The organism is Paenibacillus silagei (assembly GCF_017874735.1).
Classification (GTDB): domain Bacteria; phylum Bacillota; class Bacilli; order Paenibacillales; family Paenibacillaceae; genus Paenibacillus_AQ; species Paenibacillus_AQ silagei.
This window is the reverse complement of the sequence record NZ_JAGGLV010000002.1, coordinates 162,119-183,901: the sequence shown is the minus strand read 5'-3', so window position 1 is coordinate 183,901 and position 21,783 is coordinate 162,119. Positions and strand designations below refer to the sequence as shown.

The window sequence follows — 21,783 nt, the reverse complement described above, 5'->3', positions numbered from 1 at the left end:
TGGAACTCGAGATGGTGATTTACCAAAAGGAACCGTCTGCCTTTTAGCTCCTCGAGTTGTAGACAAGGACTATAGAAGGGGCGGAAAGTTAACAATGGAATCTCATGCAAAACGAAAAGGCTGGTGGAGCAGGCCGGCAAAAGCCTTGCTGTCGCTGACACTGGTGGCCAGCGGTTTCTCGGCGGCAGGTGCACCGTCGAAGGCAGAAGCGGCCAGCGGTACTCCAGGCGGGAGCATTCAGGAGCCGGTATTATGGCTGAAGGCTGATGATGGGGCGGCAGCCGAAAACGGAGGATTAACCGGCTGGGAGGATCGTTCTCCGAACCCTGTGGCGTTCACACTCGACCTTCCTAATGGGGCAAAAGTACCGCAGTACAATGAAAGCGGAGTGAATTTTAATCCGAGTGTGAAGTTTGCGAATCCGGCGAACTGGTCCCATTATAATTCATCGGCGAAATTACTCGGTGATAAAAATATAACATTCCAGTCCGGATATGCCGTTTACAAATGGCCTGAAGCGGGAAGTGCAGGCACTCTCGTAGGCAGTTCCGATCTTAAACCTTCCAACGGAGTTATCGTTATGGGTGGATATGGATCAGATATTAGTAATGGTCCTGGTAGAGAAAAGGTATATAGCTACGCTAGTTCCAATATACGGGATCGTTACCAGCTTATTAATTACGAAATAGGAGAAACAGCTCATACTGCCAGTATTGATGGTCAGAACAAAAATGTGAGATTTCAATCGACAACTTTTACTCCATTCACGTTCATGCCTGTGATCGGAGCTACGAATGCACCCAATAGTAATAACTGGACAGGTCTGCAGGCGGAAGTAGCGGAAATTATTTTGTATGACACCATCACAAGTGCTGATGCAGCGAAGATTGAGACATATCTGGCTGTAAAATATGGCATCACCTTAAACCATGATTATATTGGTACAGATGGTACACTGCTGTGGAGTAAGACGGCCAATGCGGCATACCATCACAATGTGGCGGGCCTCGGCAGAGATAATCTGGAGGACTTGAACCAGAAGCAAAGCCGAAGCATTAATAAAGACACACAAGTCGCAATCGGTCTGGGCGGACTTGCTGAAGCAAACAGCGGAAATACGGCTGCGCTTGCCAACGGGCAATACCTGATCTGGGGAGATAACGGTGAGCCGCTTAAGTTCACGCAGCAGCTTGGATCGACAGATTGGTATCAGGCCGAACGGATCTGGAAGGTTCAGAATAACGGGAATGTTGGAGAGGTGGAGATCGCCATTCCTGCGGCGGCTGCTCCGGAAACGGTAAAGCTGCTAGTGAGTGATACGGATACGGATTTCTCACAAGCCACCGAGTATGAGTTGAGTCCCATCATACTTGGCAATACAGCACACTATGCTGTTAAGGTGACGCTCAAGGATGGACAATACTTCACTTTTGCGGCAGAGGCTCCTGAGCTTCAGTATTCTCTGCTGGAACAAATTGCGGAGGATGGGCATGAGATCGTTCTGGCCTTCGACCAGGAGATGACCACGGCGAATCTGGCAGGCTTCAGTGTTCAGATTGGAGGCGCAGCCGTGCCTATAAGCAGCCTCCCCTACAGAGTGGACTCTGCCGATTCCAAGAAGCTGATTTTGACGCTGCCTGAGGGAACGGACGTTAAAGGGAAAACGGTTACCGTAGCCTATGATGGCACGGGTTCGCTCAAGAGCACTTACGGAGCCCCTGCTAAGCCGTTTACGGTGAGTCCAAGGGATCAATTCATTGATTCACTTAAGATCACCCAGCCTGCGGGAAGTCCGGTCAATGTACCTAAACCTGAGATTACAGGAGAGGCTGAAGAGGGTTCTGCCGTAGCAATTGTAATCAGGGATAAAGATGGACAGATCGTAACTGGCGCAGGCGGAAATGCTGTCGTTGAAGCGGACGGGACATGGTCGTTCACCCCGGGCAGAGACTTATACGATGGGGAGTACACCGTTGAGGCGACAGCAACCAAAGGTGTGAAATCTGCAGTTGCCGCCAAGGGGATTACGGTTAATCTTCCGGTGCCCGCAATTGAGATCACAGCTCCGGGCGGGGAGACGGTAACCGATCCCAAGCCGGAGTTCCAGGGAACGACAGATCCTGGAGCTGCAGTAACGGCAGTCATCAAAGACGAGAATGGTCAAACCATCGGGACTCCTGCAGTTACTGTGAATGCGGATGGCACATGGAGCTTTAAGCCGGAAGCGGCACTGCCGTATGGCAAATACACGGTAGAAGTGACTTCGGCTAAAAATGGAAAAACCAGCTTGGCCTCCAAAACGATTACAGTAGTAGACAAGAGCAAGCTGCAAGCGGAAGTGGATCTGTCTTCCACGCTGGACGAGGAAGACTACACACCGGGAAGCTGGACAGACTATGCGTCCAAGCTGACTACCGCGCAGGCGGTGCTGGGCAGTCCGACGGCTACGCAGGCCGAAGTGGACGCGGCTCTGGCAGAGCTAACCGCAGCGCGTGAAGCGCTGGTGCTGAAGCCAGTGGTGGACAAGAGCAAACTGCAGGCGGAGGTGGATCTGTCTTCCACGCTGGTCGAGGAAGACTATACTACTGGAAGCTGGACGGATTATGCGTCCAAGCTGACCACCGCGCAGGCGGTGCTGGGAAGTGCGACTGCTACGCAGGCGGAAGTGGATGCGGCTCTGGCAGAGTTGACGGCAGCGCGTGAAGCACTGGTGCTGAAGCCAGTCGTGGACAAGAGCAAGCTGCAAGCGGAAGTGGATCAGTCTTCCACGCTGGTCGAGGAAGACTACACACCTGGAAGCTGGACGGGCTATGCGTCCAAGCTGACTACCGCGCAAGCGGTGCTGGGTAACGCCACGGCCACGCAGGCCGAAGTGGACGCAGCACTGGCGGAGCTGACCGCAGTACGGGAAGCACTGGTGCTGAAACCAGTGGTGGACAAGAGCAAACTGCAAGCGGAAGTGGATCTGTCTTCCACATTGGATGAGGAAGACTACACACCTGGAAGCTGGACGGATTATGCGTCCAAGCTGACTACCGCGCAAGCGGTGCTGGGTAACGCCACGGCCACGCAGGCCGAAGTGGACGCAGCATTGGCAGAGCTAACCGCAGCGCGTGAAGCACTGGTGCTGAAGCCAGTGGTGGACAAGAGCAAACTGCAAGCGGAGGTGGATCTGTCTTCCACGCTGGTCGAGGAAGACTACACACCTGGAAGCTGGACGGGCTATGCGTCCAAGCTGACTACCGCGCAGGCAGTGCTAGGTAGTGCGACGGCTACGCAAGCCGAAGTGGACACGGCACTGGCGGAGCTGACGGCAGCGCGTGAAGCGCTGGTGCTGAAACCAGACAAGAGCAAGCTGCAAGCGGAAGTGAACTTGTCTTCCACATTGGAAGAGGAAGACTATACACCGGGAAGCTGGACGGGGTATGCGTCCAAGCTGACTACCGCGCAGGCGGTGCTGGGAAGTGCGACGGCTACGCAGGCGGAAGTGGACACGGCGCTGGCGGAGCTGACTGCAGCGCGTGAAGCGCTGGTGCTGAAACCAGTGGTGGACAAGAGCAAGCTGCAAGCGGAAGTGAACTTGTCTTCCACATTGGACGAGGAAGACTACACACCGGGAAGCTGGACGAATTATGAGTCCAAGCTGACCACCGCGCAAGCGGTGCTGGGTAGTGCGACGGCTACACAAGCCGAAGTGGACACGGCACTGGCGGAGCTAACCGCAGCACGTGAAGCGCTGGTGCTGAAACCAGTGGTGGACAAGAGCAAGCTGCAAGCGGAAGTGGATCTGTCTTCCACGCTGAACGAGGAAGACTACACACCGGGAAGCTGGACGGGCTACGCGTCCAAGCTGACCACCGCGCAAGCGGTGCTGGGTAACGCCACGGCTACGCAAGCCGAAGTGGACGCGGCACTGGCGGAGCTGACGGCCGCGCGTGAAGCGCTGGTGCTGAAACCAGTGGTGGACAAGAGCAAGCTGCAAGCGGAAGTGAACTTGTCTTCCACATTGGAAGAGGAAGACTACACACCGGGAAGCTGGACGAGTTATGAGTCCAAGCTGACTACCGCGCAGGCAGTGCTGGGCAGTCCGACGGCTACGCAAGCCGAAGTGGACACAGCACTGACGGAGCTGACCGCAGCGCGTGAAGCACTGGTGCTGAAACCAGTGGTGGACAAGAGCAAGCTGCAAGCGGAAGTGGATTTGTCTTCCACATTGGACGAGGAAGACTACACACCTGGAAGCTGGACGGGCTACGCGTCCAAGCTGACCACCGCGCAAGCGGTGCTGGGTAACGCCACGGCCACGCAGGCCGAAGTGGACACGGCACTGGCGGAGCTAACCGCAGCACGGGAAGCGCTGGTGCTGAAACCAGTGGTGGACAAGAGCAAACTGCAAGCGGAGGTGGATCTGTCTTCCACGCTGGTTGAGGAAGACTACACACCGGGAAGCTGGACGAGTTATGAGTCCAAGCTGACCACCGCACAAGCGGTGCTGGGCAGTGCGACAGCTACGCAAGCCGAAGTGGACGCGGCACTGGCGGAGCTGATGGCAGCGCGTGAAGCGCTGGTGCTGAAACCAGTGGTGCCAGTAGTGGACAAGAGCAAGCTGCAAGCGGAAGTGGACTTGTCCGCTATTCTGGACAAGGAGACCTACACGCCAGCAAGCTGGACGAGCTACGAGTCCATGCTGACCGACGCGCAAGCAGTACTGGCAAGTGCTACTGCCACGCAGGCCGAAGTGGACGCAGCACTGGAAGCATTGCAGGCGGCTTACCGGGCATTGGTTCCGAAGAGCGGTCTGGCAAGCATTGCGCCATCTGCTGGTGTGATTCAACCCAATGTGACGGCGAGCGTGTACGAATACAGTCTTAATGTGGAGTACAATGTCTCCGAGCTTAAACTGGCATTGGCAGCCGCTCATCCGGACGCGGCCATTACGGTTAACGGCCAGGCTGCCGGGACGGGGCAAGCAAGTGCTGCGGTGACACTGAATGTAGGCGATAATACCGTAACCATTGTAGTTCGGGAAACGGATGGCAGCGAAAAAACGTACACGGTTACCGTGAGACGCCAATCCGCGCCTTTTGAGCCTAATGAGCCTTCCCAGACGCCTTATGTTCCTTCTAATACGCCTACACCGGCCCTACCGGTAATAGAGAGAATAACAGTAGATGTTGAGGCCATAGGCTATGGAATTGTTGCCAAAACAGAAATTGAAAGAACGACAAACAATGATGGCAGCAAGAGCGATAAAGTGACGTTTACAACGGCCAAAGCACTTGAAGCGGTTGAAAAGACCCTGGCTGCGCATTCTCCAAGCGTACGCATTGTCATTCCGGACAAACAGGATGTCGTAAAAGATGTCCGTGTGGCGCTGCCGGATGCGGCAGTGAAGGCTGTGCAGGAAGCCGGACTCAACCTGGAAATCTATACGGATAACGGAATCATTACCATTCCGAATGCCTCGCTTAACGGACTGAATCCGAATCTGTATTTCCACCTCGTTCCTGTCAAACAGGAAAGCGAGCGCAAGCAGGTAGAAGAAAGGGCCAGAACAGAGGAGATTGTCCGGAAGGTACTGAACAACGGCAACGTCTACGTGGTGGATCGTCCAATTACGATTGAGACCAATATGACTAGCCGCCCGGTAACAATCACCCTGCCGCTCGACAGCAGTCATGTACCGGCAGAGGCAAGTGCAAGGGAAGCTTATCTGTCGAAGCTGGCTGTGTTCATTGAGCACAGTGACGGAGAACGGGAATTGGTGAAGCCCGCAATTGTAACGTATGGAGATAACAAGCTGGGCCTGACCTTCACCATCGGGAAGTTCAGCACCTTCACCATTCTTAATCTGGATAACGGGGGTGCCGAAAGCCACCAAGCTTATATGGTAGGCATGCCGGACGGAACGTTTAAGCCGGAGAACGCGATGACCCGGGCGCAGGTAGCCATGATTCTGTACCGGGTGCTGGAGCTGCAGGGTTCAGGGACAGCCCGTTATTCGGATGTAGCAGGCAGCCACTGGGCCGCAGAAGCCATTCGTCAGGTTACTGCTGCCGGACTTATGAAGGGCATGACCGATGGAAGCTTCAGACCGGAGCAGAGCATTACCAGAGCGGAAATGGCAGTTGTCATTGCACGCTGGAAATCACTCACGGGCACAGGGAAACACAGCTATAACGACGCTCTTGGTCATTGGGCAGAGCAAGCAATCGGTCGGACGAAAGACGCTGGTTATATGGAAGGCATGCTGGATGGCAGCTTCCAGCCTAACAAGGCTTTGACCCGTGCCGAGGGAGTTACTGTATTTAACCGGGTCTTGGAAAGAGGTCCGCTATACGGAGAAACTTCGCAGTTATGGTCCGATGTGCCAGTGATCCACTGGGCGTTCTATCAGATTGAGGAAGCTTCCCGCAAGCACAGCTTCACCAGCCGGCCAGAAGGCGGCGAGACGATGATCAAGTTATAACTAAAAACAGAAGGGCTGTCCAAGTCATGAAAATGACGAGGGCAGCCCTTCTTTATTGGAATGCTTCAACAGGAGATCTTTTAAACAGGCCCCCGCTTAATTTTGCAGATGCAGCATATACTCATGGGCAGTGATGCCATACACACTTTTAAAATGCCGGTTCAGATGGGTCAGGTCCGTGAAGCCGAATTCGGCCACAGCGGCATAGATATCCTTATTCTTCTCGATGAACTGTCTGGCATGCTCGACCTTGCAGTTCAGGAAGAATTGATAGGGTGAGGTTCCGGTATGGGCTTTGAACTCGCGGATGAACTGGTATTTGGACCGGTTGAACTCCCGCGCAAGGTCGTCGAGCTTCAGTACGTGGTCCAGGCTGAAGTACATCATTTCTTTGGCTTTGGCGACAAAAGCATTGTCAATCCGCTGCGCGGTCTGTATTTCCGTATGGGACAAGAGGCTAACCAGCTGAATAAGCATTTCGCTGCCCAGTGACTCGTCGGCCCCGCTCTGGACAGCGTGACTGAGATTACAGATACTCTGCGCCAGCTCCCTGTCATATACGATAGGAGCGGCGAAACGCAATTCCTGTTTGCCCAGAATCTCTGCCATCAGGGCAGGCTTGATATACAGCATGACATAGTCAATGCCGGCCCGGTCATAAGAACTGCCGTCATGAAGCTGCTCCGGGTTAAACAGCATGACCCCATTCCTGTGCGAGGCCTGAAAGCTGCCGTCCAGTGTATATTGCTGAATGCCGCGCAGGGTAACGCCGACGGCGTATTCTTCGTGGCAATGCTTTTTGTAGGTGAAATCCGTCATGCTGGCCGATAAGGCGAGGATCTCGGCAGACTTCCTGTAATTGAATTGCTCCACCCTGACCACCGCCGTTCTATAAAATTCCGGATACCATTACAGCAGAGTATACTAGAAACAGAGCCATTATACTATTCATCAGTATCTGATGCTGCTGCAGAAAGCTCTTGAATACGGAGCCGAACACGACCCAGGCCGTAAAAGCCAGGAAACCGATCACCGTAATGACTATGACGAAGATGAAGGAAGCTGCGGGCGAGCTATAGTAGGGCATGACATAACTCGGGATAACGGTCAGCGTGAACATCAGCACCTTCGGATTGGCAAATTGCATCAGTAGCCCGGAGAGGAAGCCGGAGGCCTGCTGGCCTGCTGCTTCTGAACGGCCCATCCTGTACACCTGATAAGCGAGGTAGAGCATGTACAGGCTGCCGATGATCTGCATGACACCGAGAATATGCGGAAGGATATCAGCAAGCAGGCGGTTCAGCAGAGCGGATGCGGCAAGGAGCAGTCCGAAGGCGAGTGTGGCTCCGCCGACGTATCTCATTGTTTTCCTGGCCCCGTGGTGCTGTACAGAGGATAGAATCACAATATTGGTCGGACCGGGTGTGAAGGTAACCACAATACAATAGATGATAAAGGAAAGAATATTCATGATGACCTCCGGTGTAAGTAGTTCCATGAATATACACCGGTACCGGGAATGGCTATAGTACATTATTGCAGGGTAGCAGAAAATAAATCATAAATATTTGAACAAGAAGGTAGACGGGTTTTGGAAGTGAGAAAGGGCTGTCTCTACTCGTAGAAAAACTACTTTTGAGACAGTCCCTTTACTCAATCAGGCAGGAAATGTCTGACGAAGCTGCTCCGTTATAAGGGAGTGCTACAACAGGTTCAATATCCCCATTACCATAACGAAGGATCCGATCCATAGGGCAACTGCCCCTCTGAAGCGCATGGAGCTGATATAGGCGTCACTGGGCTCCCCGTCGCCCTTCGTTTTCCAGCTCTCACTCGCCTGCCAGGTGAAGGTGGGATTCCGGCGGACATATAGTCCAAACGCATTGATTCCGATTCCGAACAGCAATATGATAATTCCATCAAAAGTTCCGATGATCATCAGCTCCCCTGTATGTTCAAAATTTCAGCCGTTAATAACTAATACGTCACTTGGCTTAGGAAAGTTTTATAATAAGCAAAAATGAATGCACTGAACTAGCGAGTGAAGCGCATTGTTTCAACTATATAGATTGAACTTGAACATACGGAGGGACAAATGAACATCAGCAATCTTTTTTTTCATATCCATTACTGCAACTTCAGAAGATTCAAGGATACACGGACCTATTCGAAGCGGATTGCCCGGACCCTTGATCATCATGAGCTGATCCTGGTCATTGGGGGACGGGGCAGTGTGATGGTGGACCATAAGAAGCATCCGTTCAGGGCAGGAATGCTGTTCTATATCCGCCCCGGTGTATTTCATTCGATAGAGTTCGATCTGGAGGACCCGATCTGCTTCCTGGCTGTACATTTCAGTTATGCACAGGTCCAGCTGATGGAGGGACAGTGGTCACTGGGAGAACAGCCGGAGACGCTCCCCCTGCACACCGCGCAGGATCTGAAGGATTATTATCAGATTGAAGAGAGCTTCAGCAGGCTGGTTGAAGGCTGGAATGCCAAGCTGCCCGGATATGAATTTGCCGCGAAGACAGCACTGCAGCAGCTCCTGATTGCCATTTACCAGAACAACAAGCGGAATCACCAGAATTTCTCCACCTCCCTGAAGGTTGAGAAGCTCATCGGGTACATGCAGGAGCATGTCTGCACTACCGTTACTTTGCCGGAGCTGGCCGGGCTGGTACAGCTGTCACCTGCGTATTTGTCCAGGGCATTCAAGGGGATCACCGGCTATTCTCCAATAGAATTCTTCAGCAGAATCAAAATAGATAAGGCTAAGGAGCTGATGCTCGAAGGCGGCGGCAAAAAGGTAAAAGAAATCGCCGGGGAGCTCGGGTATACCGATGAATTCTACTTCAGCCGGATCTTTAAGCGGATGGAGGGTATCAGCCCTTCCGAATTCTACAGCAAAAATGTCCATGGAGTTTAAAATAATGCATGGTATTTAAGCCATTCCGGCTGATAACATGAGGATGTTATTGTGAAGTGCGCACACACAAGAGCTGATTCATAACAGAAGGAAGGCTTATGGTTATGCCGGTATGGAAAAGAAACCTAATCGTATGCTGGTTCGGCATGTTCGTGACAGGCGTAGGCATGAGCCAGATTGCTCCGGTACTGCCGCTGTATATCCGGCAGCTGGGAGTGGAACATGCGGGCTCCGTTGCACAGCTGTCCGGTTTTGCTTTTGGCATTACCTATATTATATCCGCGATCTTCTCTCCGGTCTGGGGAATGGCTGCAGACAAGGTGGGGCGCAAGACGATGCTGCTGCGGACGAGTCTAGGGATGGCGCTCGTTATCGGCTGCATGGGGTTTGCGCATCATGTGTATACCTTAATCATACTGCGCCTGCTGCAGGGGGCAATTACTGGTTACGGCACCGCCTGCACGACACTGATTGCCACTCAGACCGATAAGGAGAACGCAGGGTATGCACTGGGCACCTTGTCCACGGCGAATATCGCCGGTTCTCTGCTGGGCCCGACGATCGGCGGCTTTACCGCCGAGAATCTGGGGGTGCAGAATACTTTTTTTGTGACCGGCGCCTTGATGCTGGTGGTCTTTGCCCTGACACTGGCCTTCGTGAAGGAATCATTCACCCGTGAGCACACGAAGACGCTGCGCATGAAGGATGTCTGGGACAGTGTTCCGCAGAAAAGTCTGACGCTTACCCTATTCGTAACCTTCTTCATCTTGACGGTAGCCCTGTACTCGATCGAGCCGATCATGACGGTCTATGTAACCGAGCTGTCCCGGACCGCCAGCCATGTGGCGCTGATCTCAGGACTCACCTTCTCCGCTTCCGGGCTGGCCAATATTGTGGCTGCGCCAAGACTCGGCCGGCTCTCGGACCGGATCGGGGCGCATAAGGTGATCCTGTTCGCCCTGATCGCGGCCGGACTGATTTTTATCCCGCAAGCCTTTGTCCGGAGTCCCTGGGAGCTGATGGGTTTGCGTTTTATGTTGGGCTTAGCGGCAGGCGGGCTGGTCCCCTCGGTATCGATTCTCGTCAAAAAGATCACCCCGCAGGCACTGACCGGCAGAGTGTTCGGCCTCAATATGTCGGCAGGGTATCTGGGGGTCTTCGGCGGTTCTGTGCTGGGCGGACAAGTGGCTGCGGCCTTCGGCACGCGGTATGTATTTATAGTTACGAGCGGATTGCTGCTGATGAATGCTATATGGGTATACTTCAAAGTCTACCGGAAGCTGAACGCCACCCGTCTGGCAGCAGGAGAATAAAATTATAAACCAACAGGAGTGAAGGATATGGAAGAGTTGGATGAAACAGCGGCATTAACCCTTGATGCGGCCACATCGGCGTTAGTCGTGATTGACCTGCAGAACGGCATCGCCGCAAGCGGCCGTCAGGCTGCTCCTTATACAGCTGATCAGGTGATAGGGAATGCGGTAAAGCTGGTGGATGCTTTTACACAGAAAGGAGCCTTTGTGGTGCTTGTCAGGGTATCCAGCCTGGATGGCAGGGATATGGTCAGACCTGTGACCGATTCCGTAGCAGCACCGGTGAATTATCCTGAAGGCTGGGATCAGATTGTACCGGCTATTGCCGGATTCAAGAATACTTACACGGTTACGAAACGGCAATGGGGAGCCTTCTTCGGCACCGATCTGGACCTGCAGCTGCGCCGCCGCGGAATTCAGAGTATAGTACTCTGCGGCATCTCCACCAGCATTGGCGTGGATACTACAGCCAGAGAAGCCTATCAGCTGGGCTATCAGCAAGTATTCGCAGAGGACGCGATGACAGCAAGCACAAGGGAAGAGCATGATTATGTCTGCCGGACGATCTTCCCGCGAATAGGACGTATCCGGACTAGCGAAGAAATCGCAGCAGGACTGAAATAAGCCATAAGGTACATCTTCAACTTAACGGATTGCGGCGGTTTGAGGTACACTTAAGATAAATCGAAGCTCCCTGCGGTTCTGGACCAGGAAAGAAGGGACATGTCCCAACCTTTGTCAATTCAGCGATGTGAAGTATAATAGTCCGATAGTATTTCTTCTGAAGGAGAGTCCTTTGTGTTCAAAATAATGCTAATCGAAGATGATATCACCCTGTTCGGGGAGATCAGGGAGAGGCTTGCCCAATGGTCCTATGAGGTATACGGGATTACAAATTTCGGTAAGGTACTGCAGGAGTTCTCGGAGGTAAAGCCCGACCTGGTAGTGATTGATATCCAGCTGCCGCAGTTCGACGGCTTCCACTGGTGCCGGATTCTGCGCAGCCACTCCAAGGTGCCGATTATTTTCCTCTCCTCCAGGGACCATCCTAGCGATATGGTGATGTCGATGCAGCTTGGGGCCGATGATTTCATTCAGAAGCCGTTCCATTTCGAGGTGCTGATTGCCAAGATTCAGGCTACCCTACGCCGGGTCTATAATTACGCCAAGGAAGGCACGGAGCTGAAGACCTGGCGCGGAGCGGCGATTGAGTTCGTGAAGAATACGGTCACGGGCAGCGGGGGAGCAGCCCTGCTGACCAAGAATGAGATGATGATTCTCAAAATCCTGCTGGAGCGCAAGAACAGTATTGTGGAACGTGAGGAGATCATCACCAGCCTGTGGGACAACGAGCATTTTGTCAGCGATAATACGCTGACTGTGAACGTGAACCGGCTGCGCAAGAAGCTGGAGCCGCTCGGTCTGGATGCCTACATAGAGACTAAGGTGGGGCAAGGGTATATGGCGACTGAAGAGGCGGCAGAATGATAAGGAAATATATCACCGAGAAGCGGAGCTGGCTGCTCCTGCTGGCCGCCCTCCAGGTGATTATTATCTTCGTGGCCTTTATTGACTCTGCCATACCGCTGCTGCCAGTCCTATACATTGTACTGCTGAATACGCTGCTCTGTCTGGCCTTCGTCTTCCTGCGCTATTCCCGGGAGACCCGGTTCTACAAGAGCCTTGCCTCCTGGGATCAGATCTATGAGCTTCAGGCGGTCCTCGATCCCGGTAGTCCGATGGAGCGGCTGGTCCATGAGGCGGTAAGCGCCCAGACAGACCGCTACAAGCGCGAATCCTTCATGAATGTCCAGCTGCTGGAATCGGAGAAGGACGAGCTGCTGGCCTGGATCCATGAGGTCAAGACCCCGCTGACTGCCATGCAGCTCATGATAGAGCGCCTGCCGGACGAGACCCTGCAAAGACAGATGATGTACGAATGGCTGCGGATTCACCATCTGCTCGACCAGCAGCTGCATCAGAAGCGGATTCCCTTCATCCGTAATGATCTGTTCATTGAAAAGGTCAGTCTTGCCCCTATCCTTAATAAGGAGATCCGGGCACTGAAATCCTGGTGCATTTCCAAACGCATCGGGTTCGACGTAGAGCTTGATGCTGAGACCGTGCTGACAGACGGCAAATGGCTGGCCTTCATGCTCAGACAGCTCCTGACCAATGCAGTGAAATACAGCGAAGCCTCCGATATCCTGATCCGGAGCCGAGAAGAGGGCGGCCATGTCGTGCTTGTCATTGAAGACAGCGGACAAGGGATAGATCCCAGGGATCTGCCGCGCATCTATGATAGGGGCTTCACCTCATCGCGCTTCCGCCAGGAGGGGGCAGCCACCGGCATGGGGCTATATCTGACCCGGCAGGTTGCGGAGCCGCTGCAGATCAGACTTCACGCTGCTTCCGTGCTTGGGCAGGGGAGTGTGTTTACGCTAACTTTTCCAAGGGAGAATGACTTTCAGCGGCTAACAGGCATGTGACAATAGTGTCACATGCCTGTTCCATTTGTTCGGCGAAGCGCAGGAAAATGATCATCCACCCGCTTATGATAGAGCTATAGAAAAGGAGTGGGGAACAGATGCTTATCATGCAAGCTAACAAAATCTATAAAACCTATGGCAACAAATTCAATAAACAGGAAGTCCTGAGCGGTATTGATCTTCAGGTGGACAAGGGCGAGTTCGTCGGAATCATGGGTCCGTCCGGGTCCGGCAAAACGACGCTTCTGAACGTATTGTCCTCCATTGACCGGGTAAGCAAGGGCACGATCGAAATTGAGGGCAAGGAATTCACCGGGATGAAGGAGAAGCAGCTCGCCGAGTTCCGCAAGCATCATCTCGGGTTCATTTTCCAGGATTATAACCTGCTCGACACCTTGACGGTCAAGGAGAACATCATGCTGCCGCTATCGATTACAGGCATGTCCAAGAAGGAGGCGCACCAGAAATTCGACCAGGTAGCGGGCGAGCTGGGAATCTATGAGCTGAAGGATAAATATCCGGCGGAAATCTCAGGCGGGCAGAAGCAGCGTACGTCTGCGGCACGGGCGTTCGTGCATGATCCGAGTATTATTTTTGCCGATGAGCCGACAGGAGCCTTGGATTCCAAATCTGCGTCCGATCTGCTGAACAAGCTGGCTGCCATGAATAGCAAGCGTGAAGCTACCATTGTCATGGTTACGCATGATGCCGTGGCCGCCAGCTACTGCAGCCGCGTGGTGTTCATCCGGGATGGGCAAATCTACACCCAGCTGAACAAGGGGGAGGAATCGCGGCAATCCTTCTTGGGTGATATTATCAGCACCCAGGGCGTACTTGGTGGTGTCACGCAATGAGTCTGAATTATATTATCCTGCGGAACCTCAAAAAGAACATTAAGAACTATTATCTCTACGTTTTTGCTCTTATTTTCAGTGTGGCCCTGTATTTCTCCTTCGTGACGCTGCAGTTCGACCCGGCCATGCACGAGGTCAGCGGTTCAATCAAAGGCGAGGCAGCCATTGGCGCGTCCTCGGTGCTGCTGGTTGCGATTGTGGCCATCTTCCTGCTGTATGCGAACACCATCTTCATCAAGCGCCGCAGTAAGGAGATCGGGCTGTTTCAGCTGATTGGGCTGACCAAGAGCAGAATCTTCGTGCTGCTGAGCGCCGAGAATCTGATTCTATATTTCGGATCGATGTTCGCGGGGATTGGTGCAGGGTTCGTGATGTCGCGGCTGATCCTGATGATTCTGTTCAAAATCCTGGAGGTCGAACAGCTGGCGGCCTTGCGCTTTTCCCCCGAGGCTTTGCAGCGGACGGTGCTGGTTTTTGCCGCCGTGTACGTGCTGATTATGATTATGAATTACACCTTCATCCGGGCCCAGAGCATTCTGTCGCTATTCAAGGCTACGGCCACTTCCCAGACGCGCATTCAGAGAATGTCGCTGTGGGAGGTTGTGATTGGCCTGCTCGGGATGATCAGTATCTGCGGAGGATACTATATCTCCGGGGAGTTGTTCAGCGGCAAATTCACGGGTATGGGCGGATTGATGTATGCGATGATTGCTATCCTCGCACTGGTGATTATCGGGACTTATCTGTTCTACAAAGGCTCGGTCAGCTTCCTCTTCAATCTCATCCGCCGCAGGAAGAAGGGCTACCTGTCCATTCGGGAGGTATTATCACTCTCTTCCATTATGTTCCGGATGAAATCGAATGCCCTGCTGCTGACGGTCATCACCACGGTATCCGCGCTGGCGATCGGCCTGCTCTCTCTGAGCTATATCTCATATTATTCGGTGGAGTCCTCCGCGCGCGAGAGCTCGCCGCATGATTACGGCTTCCTTCAGAAGGCGGATGAGGCCGGATTCCGGGAGGCGCTCGACAAGGCCGGCATAGGTTATACCACTCTGGAGATTCCAACGGTGCAGGTAGAGGTGGATCTTAAGGAGGTCCTGGATACTAACAAATTCTCCAACAATGACACCAGTCTATTGGCTACCGTGATTAGTGAGAGCAGTCTGAAAAACATGGATTTGCAGCCGGGTGAGGTACGGATTATGGGGTATACAACTACGAAGCAAACCATGCATCAGCTCAAGAACAAGGGGGAACTCGCCTTCTCCACCAAGGATGGTGTTATGAAGCAGCAGCTCGCAGGATTGTCAGAAGAGACTGTTCTGCCGTATTATTTTGGCGGAGGTGTTCTGGGGGTGTTCGTGGTGGATGATTCAGTCTTCCGGGAATTGCTTCAGCATAAAGATCCGGATGAGCAAAAAAGAGTGAGCGGCGAAGGAATCTATTACGGTATCAATCTTACCGGGTCCTCGCAGGCCAAGCAAGCTTATGAGATTTATAAGCAGCAGAAGCCGGAGCTGCAAAGCTTCTCGCAATATGAATTTGAGTTCAACCAGCGGACCAATATGGGCCTCATTATGTTCATTGTCGGCTTCCTGGGCCTGACGTTCCTGATCACCTCTGGCTGTATTCTCTATTTCAAGCAGATGGATGAGAGCGAGGAGGAGCGGGAGGGATATACGATCCTGCGCAAGCTGGGCTTCACCCAAGGGGATCTCCTGCGCGGCATCCAGTTCAAGCAGCTGTTCAATTTCGGTATTCCGCTGATTGTCGGGCTGTGCCACAGTTACTTTGCGGTGAAATCCGGCTGGTTCTTCTTCGGGACCGAAATGCTGACTCCGATGTTCGTCGTTATGGGGGTCTATACCGTACTGTATTCGATCTTCGGCATCCTGTCCGTCCTGTATTACAAGCGGGTAATCCGGGAGTCACTGTAAAGATATGTAATGATGAGGATAGCCTTGGGGCTGTCCTTTTTCTTTTTAGAGGATTATACTACTGCTGATTTCATCCAAAAGTGCTCAGCTCTTGTCTTACGCAAAACAGGCAGCGATAATGGTATAATAAGGAGGAAATTTCAGACTATAGACAGAAGAGGTGGGGGCGTGTCAGTTACAGTTGGGGAGATTAAATCGATTAACCGTTATCCGGTAAAATCCTTTGCGGGGGAGGCACTGGAGGCCTGTAAGGTTGTATCTTACGGAGTGGAGGGGGACCGGTATTGTTCCTTTTATGATATGACCAAAAAAGACTGGTCCCAGTATATCACTGCCCGGAAGATTCCGAAGATGATGTCCTATAAGGCGGAGTATACGGGGGAAGATATCCGTGTAACGGCTGCGGATGGCCGGGTGTTCGGCTGGGACCAGGAGCTGCTGGACGAAATACAGAGTTTGACCTCTACCGAAATTACGATGTCTGCGTTCAAGGCACCACACCCGGAGGAGCAGTACCCGGAGCTATTATCGGTAGATGGGGCAAGTATTCTGCTGGTGACCGATAAGAGCTTGAAGAAGCTGGAGGCGATGTGGGGCAAGCCAATTGACCAGCGCCGCTTCCGCGGCAACTTTCTCGTGGAAGTGAGTGAGGACTCGCTCGGGGAGGAAGAGTGGCTCGGCCGCCGTCTGTCGATAGGCAGTACAGTGCTGCAAGTGGATAGCTATTGCGAGCGCTGCGTAATGATTACGACAGACCCGGATACCCTGGAACGGGACAGTTCGCTGCTGAAGCAAGTATATAAAGAGCTTAAGCAGCAGTTCGGCGTCTATGCCTCTGTAATCCGCACGGGAGAAGTTCGGCTGGGCGATCAGGTTCATATGCTGGATAACTAAGCTGGACAGGGGTGAACGATATGCTGGAGTTGTCCATGGAGCATGCGGATGAGCTGGTGAAGGTGACACATGCGCTCTCTACAGAGCTAAGGCTCAGAATGCTGGCGCTGCTTAACACCCGGAGAATGAATGTAGCGGAGCTGGCTGAAGCGCTGGAAATTCCGGTATCTACGGCAGCCTCCAACGTGAAGGTACTGGAGCAGGCAGGGCTGATTGAGACCGAGCTGCTGCCTGCTTCACGCGGGGCGATGAAGGTATGCAGCCGGATCTATGATGATATCAAGATCACGATCAATGCCCCGCAGCGCCGCCTGCAAGCCGGTCAAGGCGAATATTGCTATGAGATCTCCATGCCGATCGGCAATTTTACAGCCTGTGAAGTGGCGCCTACCTGCGGGATGGTCAGTGAGAACGGTCCGATTATAACGGAGGATTCACCGGCGGGATTTTTCCATCCGGACAGGGTACAAGCCCAACTGCTCTGGCTGCGCAAAGGGTATCTCGAATACCGCTATCCGCTGGAAATTCCACAAGGAGCGGTGCTTCACCGGATTCAGTTCTCCATGGAGATCTGCTCAGAGGCACCGAATTACGAGAATGACTGGCCTTCGGATATCACACTGTGGATTAACCAAGTGGAGGTGGGGACCTGGACCTCGCCCGGCGACTTCGGCGGCAGACGCGGGAAGCTGAATCCCTCGTGGTGGATTGATACGGGAACCCAGTTCGGCGCACTCAAGACCTGGAGCGTAGATAATACCCGCAGCACTATCGACCATCAGGAGCTATCTGCTGTTAATCTGGAGCAGCTGAACCTCACCGGCCAGAACCACGTGGATCTGCGGCTGGGCGTGAAGGAGAATGCGGTCTTCAAGGGCGGCATGAACCTGTTCGGCAAAAAATTCGGCGATTATGAGCAGGATCTGGTGATGAAGATTTTTTATAGCGTGGAGCCTTAGTCTAGAAGTAAGGTGAATGTAAGATTTTATTTGCGGAAAAGAACCTGCTGCTTACGGCGAAGGTTCTTTTTGGCGTCACCATTGACATTTCAGCGGATTCTGCAATAATTAATACATATTTATTGTATTAAAACAAAAATATTGTTATTAAGGAGTGTGCGCATTATAATGACAACCCGGCACTATATCAAGGATTATCCGCGGCCGCAGTTCGTCCGTGACGCCTGGCAGAGCCTGAACGGGGAATGGGATTTCCGGTATGACGATGACAACATGGGGGAGCGGGAGAGATGGCATGAGGAGCTGCACGGCGATCTGAAGATTCAGGTTCCGTTCACGTATGAGACGGTGGCCAGTGGAATCGGCGAGACCACGTTCCATCCGTATGTATGGTATGAGCGGGAGGTACAACTACCTGACACCTTGGGCAACAAGCGGGTGCTGCTGAATTTCCAGGCGGTGGATCATATCGCGAAGGTGTGGGTGAACGGCAGCTATGCCGGGGGGCACCAAGGCGGGTACGCGGCTTTTACACTGGATATCACAGATTATCTGAACACAGGTGCCGGAGCGCCGAACCGTCTGACCGTCAAGGCAGAGGATAGCCAGAGCTGTACACAACCACGCGGCAAGCAGCGCTGGGTGGATGAGAATTTCGAGTGCTTCTATGTGCAGACCACGGGAATCTGGCAGAGTGTGTGGCTGGAGTATGTATCCCCTTCGTATCTTAAGTCTGTCAAAATCACTCCGGATCTCGATAACCGCTCGGTCCGCTTTGAATACGAGGCTCAGGTGGCAGCCCCGAATCTCCGGCTGGAGACCCGGATCAGCACGCAGGAGAAGACCTTCAAGCAGGTCTCGCTGCATATCGACCGGTCTTGGCAGCAGCTGGATGTAGAGCTGACCCATGAAGCGAATGGCCCGTGGAAGCTCCAGTCCTGGTCGCCCGCTTCGCCGGTGCTGTATGAGGTGGAGTTCGTTCTGTACGAAGGGGACAACATGATCGACCAGGTCTACTCCTACTTCGGACTCCGCAAAATCTCCATCGAACACGGCAAAGTCCTGCTCAACAATACGCCAGTGTACCAGAAGCTGATTCTGGACCAGGGCTATTGGCCGGACAGCCATTTGACCCCGCCTTCGGAGGAGGCGCTGATTGCTGACATTGATGCGATTCTCGCGATGGGCTACAACGGGGTACGCAAGCATATGAAGATTGAGGATGCGCGTTTCCTGTACTGGTGTGATGTGAAGGGACTGCTGGTCTGGTCGGAGATGGCGGCCACCTATGAGTTCAATGATGAGGCGGTGGAGCAGTTCACGAAGGAGTGGACAGAGATTGTCCGGCAGCAGTATAATCATCCCTCGGTGATCACCTGGGTACCTTTTAACGAATCCTGGGGGATTCCGCAGGTCTACACGAACAAGCACCAGCAGCAATTCACTGAGGGCATCTATCATCTGACCAAAGCGATGGACCCGGATCGTCCGGTAATCGTCAATGACGGCTGGGAGCATACGATCAGCGATATTATTACCCTGCATGACTATGAGGAGAGCGGTGCTGCGCTGCTTGCGCGTTATGCAGACTCCGGCAGTGTACTTGGCGGGAGCTCCTCGTTCAATAACTGGAAATACGCGATGGCCAAGGGCTACGAATACCGGGGTCAGCCTGTCATAGTCAGTGAATTCGGGGGCATTGCCTTCAACACCGGCGAGGGATGGGGCTATGGGGAGCAGGTCAGCAGCACGGAAGCCTTCATTGAACGGTTCCGCAGCATCACGCAGGCGATCAAGGATACACCTTACATCTGCGGTTATTGCTATACTCAGGTTACGGATGTGCAGCAGGAAGTGAATGGGCTACTTACGGCAGACCGGACACCGAAGATTCCGCTGGACGAGATTCGTAAGATCAACCGGCAGGCGAGGGAATAATCGTAACATTGTGACCTAAATAGCGGTGAATTATCGGTTCTACGACCATGGGAAGCCCTTTAGAATCTTTGGTGAAAGCACTTACATATAAGTGCGTTCAACAGGCTACACCTATTCAAGATTAAGAGGAGGGGCTTATGTGTTAAAAAAAGTGTTTACCTCGCTGTCCGCTTCCCTGTGTCTGCTGCTGATTTTTGCCGCCATCCCGGTGTTTGCCGCGAATGGACCGGTGGTGTGGGGGAGTTCCTCCACCATTACCAATATCAACACGTTCACCGATGCCGGTCCCGATGCCCGGGGCTTAAGACCCGGAACCTTCGGCGCGGAATATGCGCGGATGATCAAGCTGGCGAACGGAGACTGGCTGGCCGTCGCTGCCATCTACGACAACAACGGCTACACCAAGGTCTCCTGGGGCGGGACCCGGCTGCAGGTCTTCCGCAGCACCGACAACTGCCGTACCTGGTCGCTGATGTCCACCCTATGGGAGGATGGGCGTGACCTGGACAACGGGCAGCTTATCCAGCTGGCGAATGGCGAGATTCTGCTGGCGATGCGGTCTGTCCGCTGGCAGGAATCGTACAAGCTCAGAGTGTATAAAAGCGTGAATGGAGGCGCGAACTGGAGCTTCCTCAGCACCATCGACGAGAACAACGGCGCTCCCGGCGCGCTCGGGAATCCCGACAAAGGCGTGTACGAGCCGCATATGCAGCTCCTGAATGACGGCTCGGTCGCCGTGATGTATGCAAGCGAGAAGCATGTGACGGAGAATCCGTCGTACAGCCAGATCATCTCCCAGAAGATCTCTACCAACGGGGGAGCCAGCTGGGGGAATGAAATCTATGTCGCCTGGGACCCCTCCAATTCAGGCGCGCGTCCGGGGATGCCGGTCTGGACCAAGATGGCGAACGGGCAGTATATTGTAGCCTTTGAGGTGTGCGGGACGCAGAGCTGCAGAATTTTCACCAAAAAAAGTGCTGACGGCAAAACCTGGTCCAGCGGCATCGGCACCCAGGTCTCCACGAACCAGCAAGGCGGACCATACATCCTGTCCTTGGCGGACGGGCGTCTCCTGCTCAGCTCCAATTCCAACGTGCTGTCCCTGAGCAACGATTACGGGAACACCTGGGTGGATAATGATATTCCGGCATTCGGAAATTCATGGTGGACGGCGATGTACCAGACGGGAGCGAATGAGATTGCCTTCGTGAATTCGGTGGACCGGAGTGTCGGCGGGCATAATGTCCAGGTGCGGTTCGGGACGCTCAGCGGCACGTACAGCAATGATTTCTCGGCGAATGACAACGGGTGGGCCCGCTATGCTGGGACTTGGGCGGTAAGCGGCGGAACCTACAACCTGAATTCAGTGAATGCCGACAAATCGCTGTTAACCCCTTATCCTTCCAAAATGAATTATACGCTGGAGGGAGACATCCGGCTGAATAATGCAGGCCAGGCCAGTCTTCTCTTCAATGTGACCAGTCCGGGGACCGGGGCTGATCTGCAAAAGGGTTACGCAGCAGGGATTGACTCTGCCGGTGAGGTGTGGCTTGGACGGTTCAATAATAACTGGACCTCTCTCCAGACCGTAAATACTCCTATTGCCGTGAACACCTGGTACCACATGAAGGTTGTGGTCAATAACGGAAACATCAAGGTTTATGTGGGAGATATGACGGTGCCCAAGATTGACAAGAATGATGCCGTCTTTACTTCGGGCACAGTAGGTGTTCGCGGCGGCTTCGGCAACAGTGTCAGCTTTGACAATTTTACAGTGAATTGACTGGAATTTCACGGGGGCCTCTCAAGAGGTCCCTTTTTGCGTGCGCAGACGACTGTTCATGATCTGTCGATTCTCCACCCTGCGTAAGATCGTCTACCTGCCAGGGCTTCCGGCCGGGTTACATCTGTCGTTTGTTCACCAAGGAACGGCGGTTTGTCGGTTCAAGCACGGTGGTGTTCGCTGTAGAGTTATAGATAAGAAAGCCCTTACATCAA

The 21,783-nt window shown here is 53.4% G+C and carries 15 protein-coding genes; 12 read left to right on the top strand and 3 right to left on the bottom strand.

All coding sequences use genetic code 11. The annotated features are described in order from the left end of the window. Positions 1–94 precede the first annotated feature (94 nt). Positions 95–6,469, top strand: a complete 6,375-nt coding sequence (locus J2Z70_RS04170; RefSeq protein ID WP_209869731.1) for a DUF8202 domain-containing protein — start codon at positions 95–97, stop codon at positions 6,467–6,469. A gap of 96 nt (positions 6,470–6,565) precedes the next feature. Here J2Z70_RS04170 and J2Z70_RS04165 read toward each other — a convergent pair whose 3' ends face one another. From J2Z70_RS04165 to J2Z70_RS04155, 3 genes are all read right to left on the bottom strand, one after another. Next, positions 6,566–7,342, bottom strand: a complete 777-nt coding sequence (locus J2Z70_RS04165; protein ID WP_209869728.1) for a helix-turn-helix domain-containing protein — start codon at positions 7,340–7,342, stop codon at positions 6,566–6,568. A gap of 16 nt (positions 7,343–7,358) precedes the next feature. Next, positions 7,359–7,940 carry a LysE family translocator gene (locus tag J2Z70_RS04160; RefSeq protein WP_209869725.1) on the bottom strand — a complete coding sequence of 194 codons (582 nt, stop codon included), beginning with the start codon at positions 7,938–7,940 and terminating at the stop codon, positions 7,359–7,361. A 231-nt stretch (positions 7,941–8,171) separates the two neighbouring features. Next, positions 8,172–8,408 carry a DUF6199 family natural product biosynthesis protein gene (locus J2Z70_RS04155; protein ID WP_076081715.1) on the bottom strand — a complete coding sequence of 79 codons (237 nt, stop codon included), beginning with the start codon at positions 8,406–8,408 and terminating at the stop codon, positions 8,172–8,174. Between the two features lie 156 nt (positions 8,409–8,564). Here J2Z70_RS04155 and J2Z70_RS04150 point away from each other — a divergent pair, with 156 nt between their 5' ends. The 11 genes from J2Z70_RS04150 to J2Z70_RS04100 all read left to right on the top strand — a co-directional run bounded on the left by J2Z70_RS04150 (position 8,565) and on the right by J2Z70_RS04100 (position 21,568). Next, positions 8,565–9,398 carry a helix-turn-helix domain-containing protein gene (locus tag J2Z70_RS04150; RefSeq protein ID WP_209869722.1) on the top strand — a complete coding sequence of 278 codons (834 nt, stop codon included), beginning with the start codon at positions 8,565–8,567 and terminating at the stop codon, positions 9,396–9,398. A 104-nt stretch (positions 9,399–9,502) separates the two neighbouring features. Beyond that, entirely contained in the window at positions 9,503–10,711 is a 1,209-nt protein-coding gene (locus tag J2Z70_RS04145; protein WP_209869720.1) for a multidrug efflux MFS transporter, read from the top strand. Between the two features lie 27 nt (positions 10,712–10,738). Continuing rightward, on the top strand, positions 10,739–11,335 hold the full coding sequence (locus J2Z70_RS04140; protein ID WP_209869717.1) for a hydrolase: 597 nt from the start codon (positions 10,739–10,741) through the stop codon (positions 11,333–11,335). 174 nt (positions 11,336–11,509) lie between these two features. Next, the gene (locus J2Z70_RS04135) at positions 11,510–12,199 is read left to right on the top strand and encodes a response regulator transcription factor (protein WP_036733129.1); all 690 of its coding nucleotides are present in this window, start codon (positions 11,510–11,512) and stop codon (positions 12,197–12,199) included. Then, positions 12,196–13,200 carry a sensor histidine kinase gene (locus tag J2Z70_RS04130; RefSeq protein WP_209869714.1) on the top strand — a complete coding sequence of 335 codons (1,005 nt, stop codon included), beginning with the start codon at positions 12,196–12,198 and terminating at the stop codon, positions 13,198–13,200. Before J2Z70_RS04135 ends, J2Z70_RS04130 begins: the two co-directional genes overlap by 4 nt. Positions 13,201–13,298: 98 nt before the next feature. Next, positions 13,299–14,054 carry an ABC transporter ATP-binding protein gene (locus J2Z70_RS04125; RefSeq protein WP_036733135.1) on the top strand — a complete coding sequence of 252 codons (756 nt, stop codon included), beginning with the start codon at positions 13,299–13,301 and terminating at the stop codon, positions 14,052–14,054. After that, positions 14,051–15,994 carry an ABC transporter permease gene (locus tag J2Z70_RS04120; protein WP_209869711.1) on the top strand — a complete coding sequence of 648 codons (1,944 nt, stop codon included), beginning with the start codon at positions 14,051–14,053 and terminating at the stop codon, positions 15,992–15,994. The genes J2Z70_RS04125 and J2Z70_RS04120 overlap by 4 nt, the downstream gene beginning before the upstream one ends. 168 nt (positions 15,995–16,162) lie before the next feature. Then, the gene (locus J2Z70_RS04115; RefSeq protein ID WP_076081711.1) at positions 16,163–16,888 is read left to right on the top strand and encodes an MOSC domain-containing protein; all 726 of its coding nucleotides are present in this window, start codon (positions 16,163–16,165) and stop codon (positions 16,886–16,888) included. A 20-nt stretch (positions 16,889–16,908) separates the two neighbouring features. Continuing rightward, a complete protein-coding gene (locus J2Z70_RS04110) occupies positions 16,909–17,847 on the top strand; it encodes an ArsR/SmtB family transcription factor (protein WP_209869708.1) in 939 nt (312 codons plus the stop codon). 168 nt (positions 17,848–18,015) lie between these two features. Next, positions 18,016–19,785: a glycoside hydrolase family 2 protein gene (locus J2Z70_RS04105; RefSeq protein ID WP_209869705.1), complete on the top strand. Its 1,770-nt coding sequence runs from the start codon at positions 18,016–18,018 to the stop codon at positions 19,783–19,785. Between the two features lie 139 nt (positions 19,786–19,924). Beyond that, a complete protein-coding gene (locus tag J2Z70_RS04100) occupies positions 19,925–21,568 on the top strand; it encodes a 3-keto-alpha-glucoside-1,2-lyase-like domain-containing protein (protein ID WP_209869702.1) in 1,644 nt (547 codons plus the stop codon). Positions 21,569–21,783: the final 215 nt, after the last annotated feature.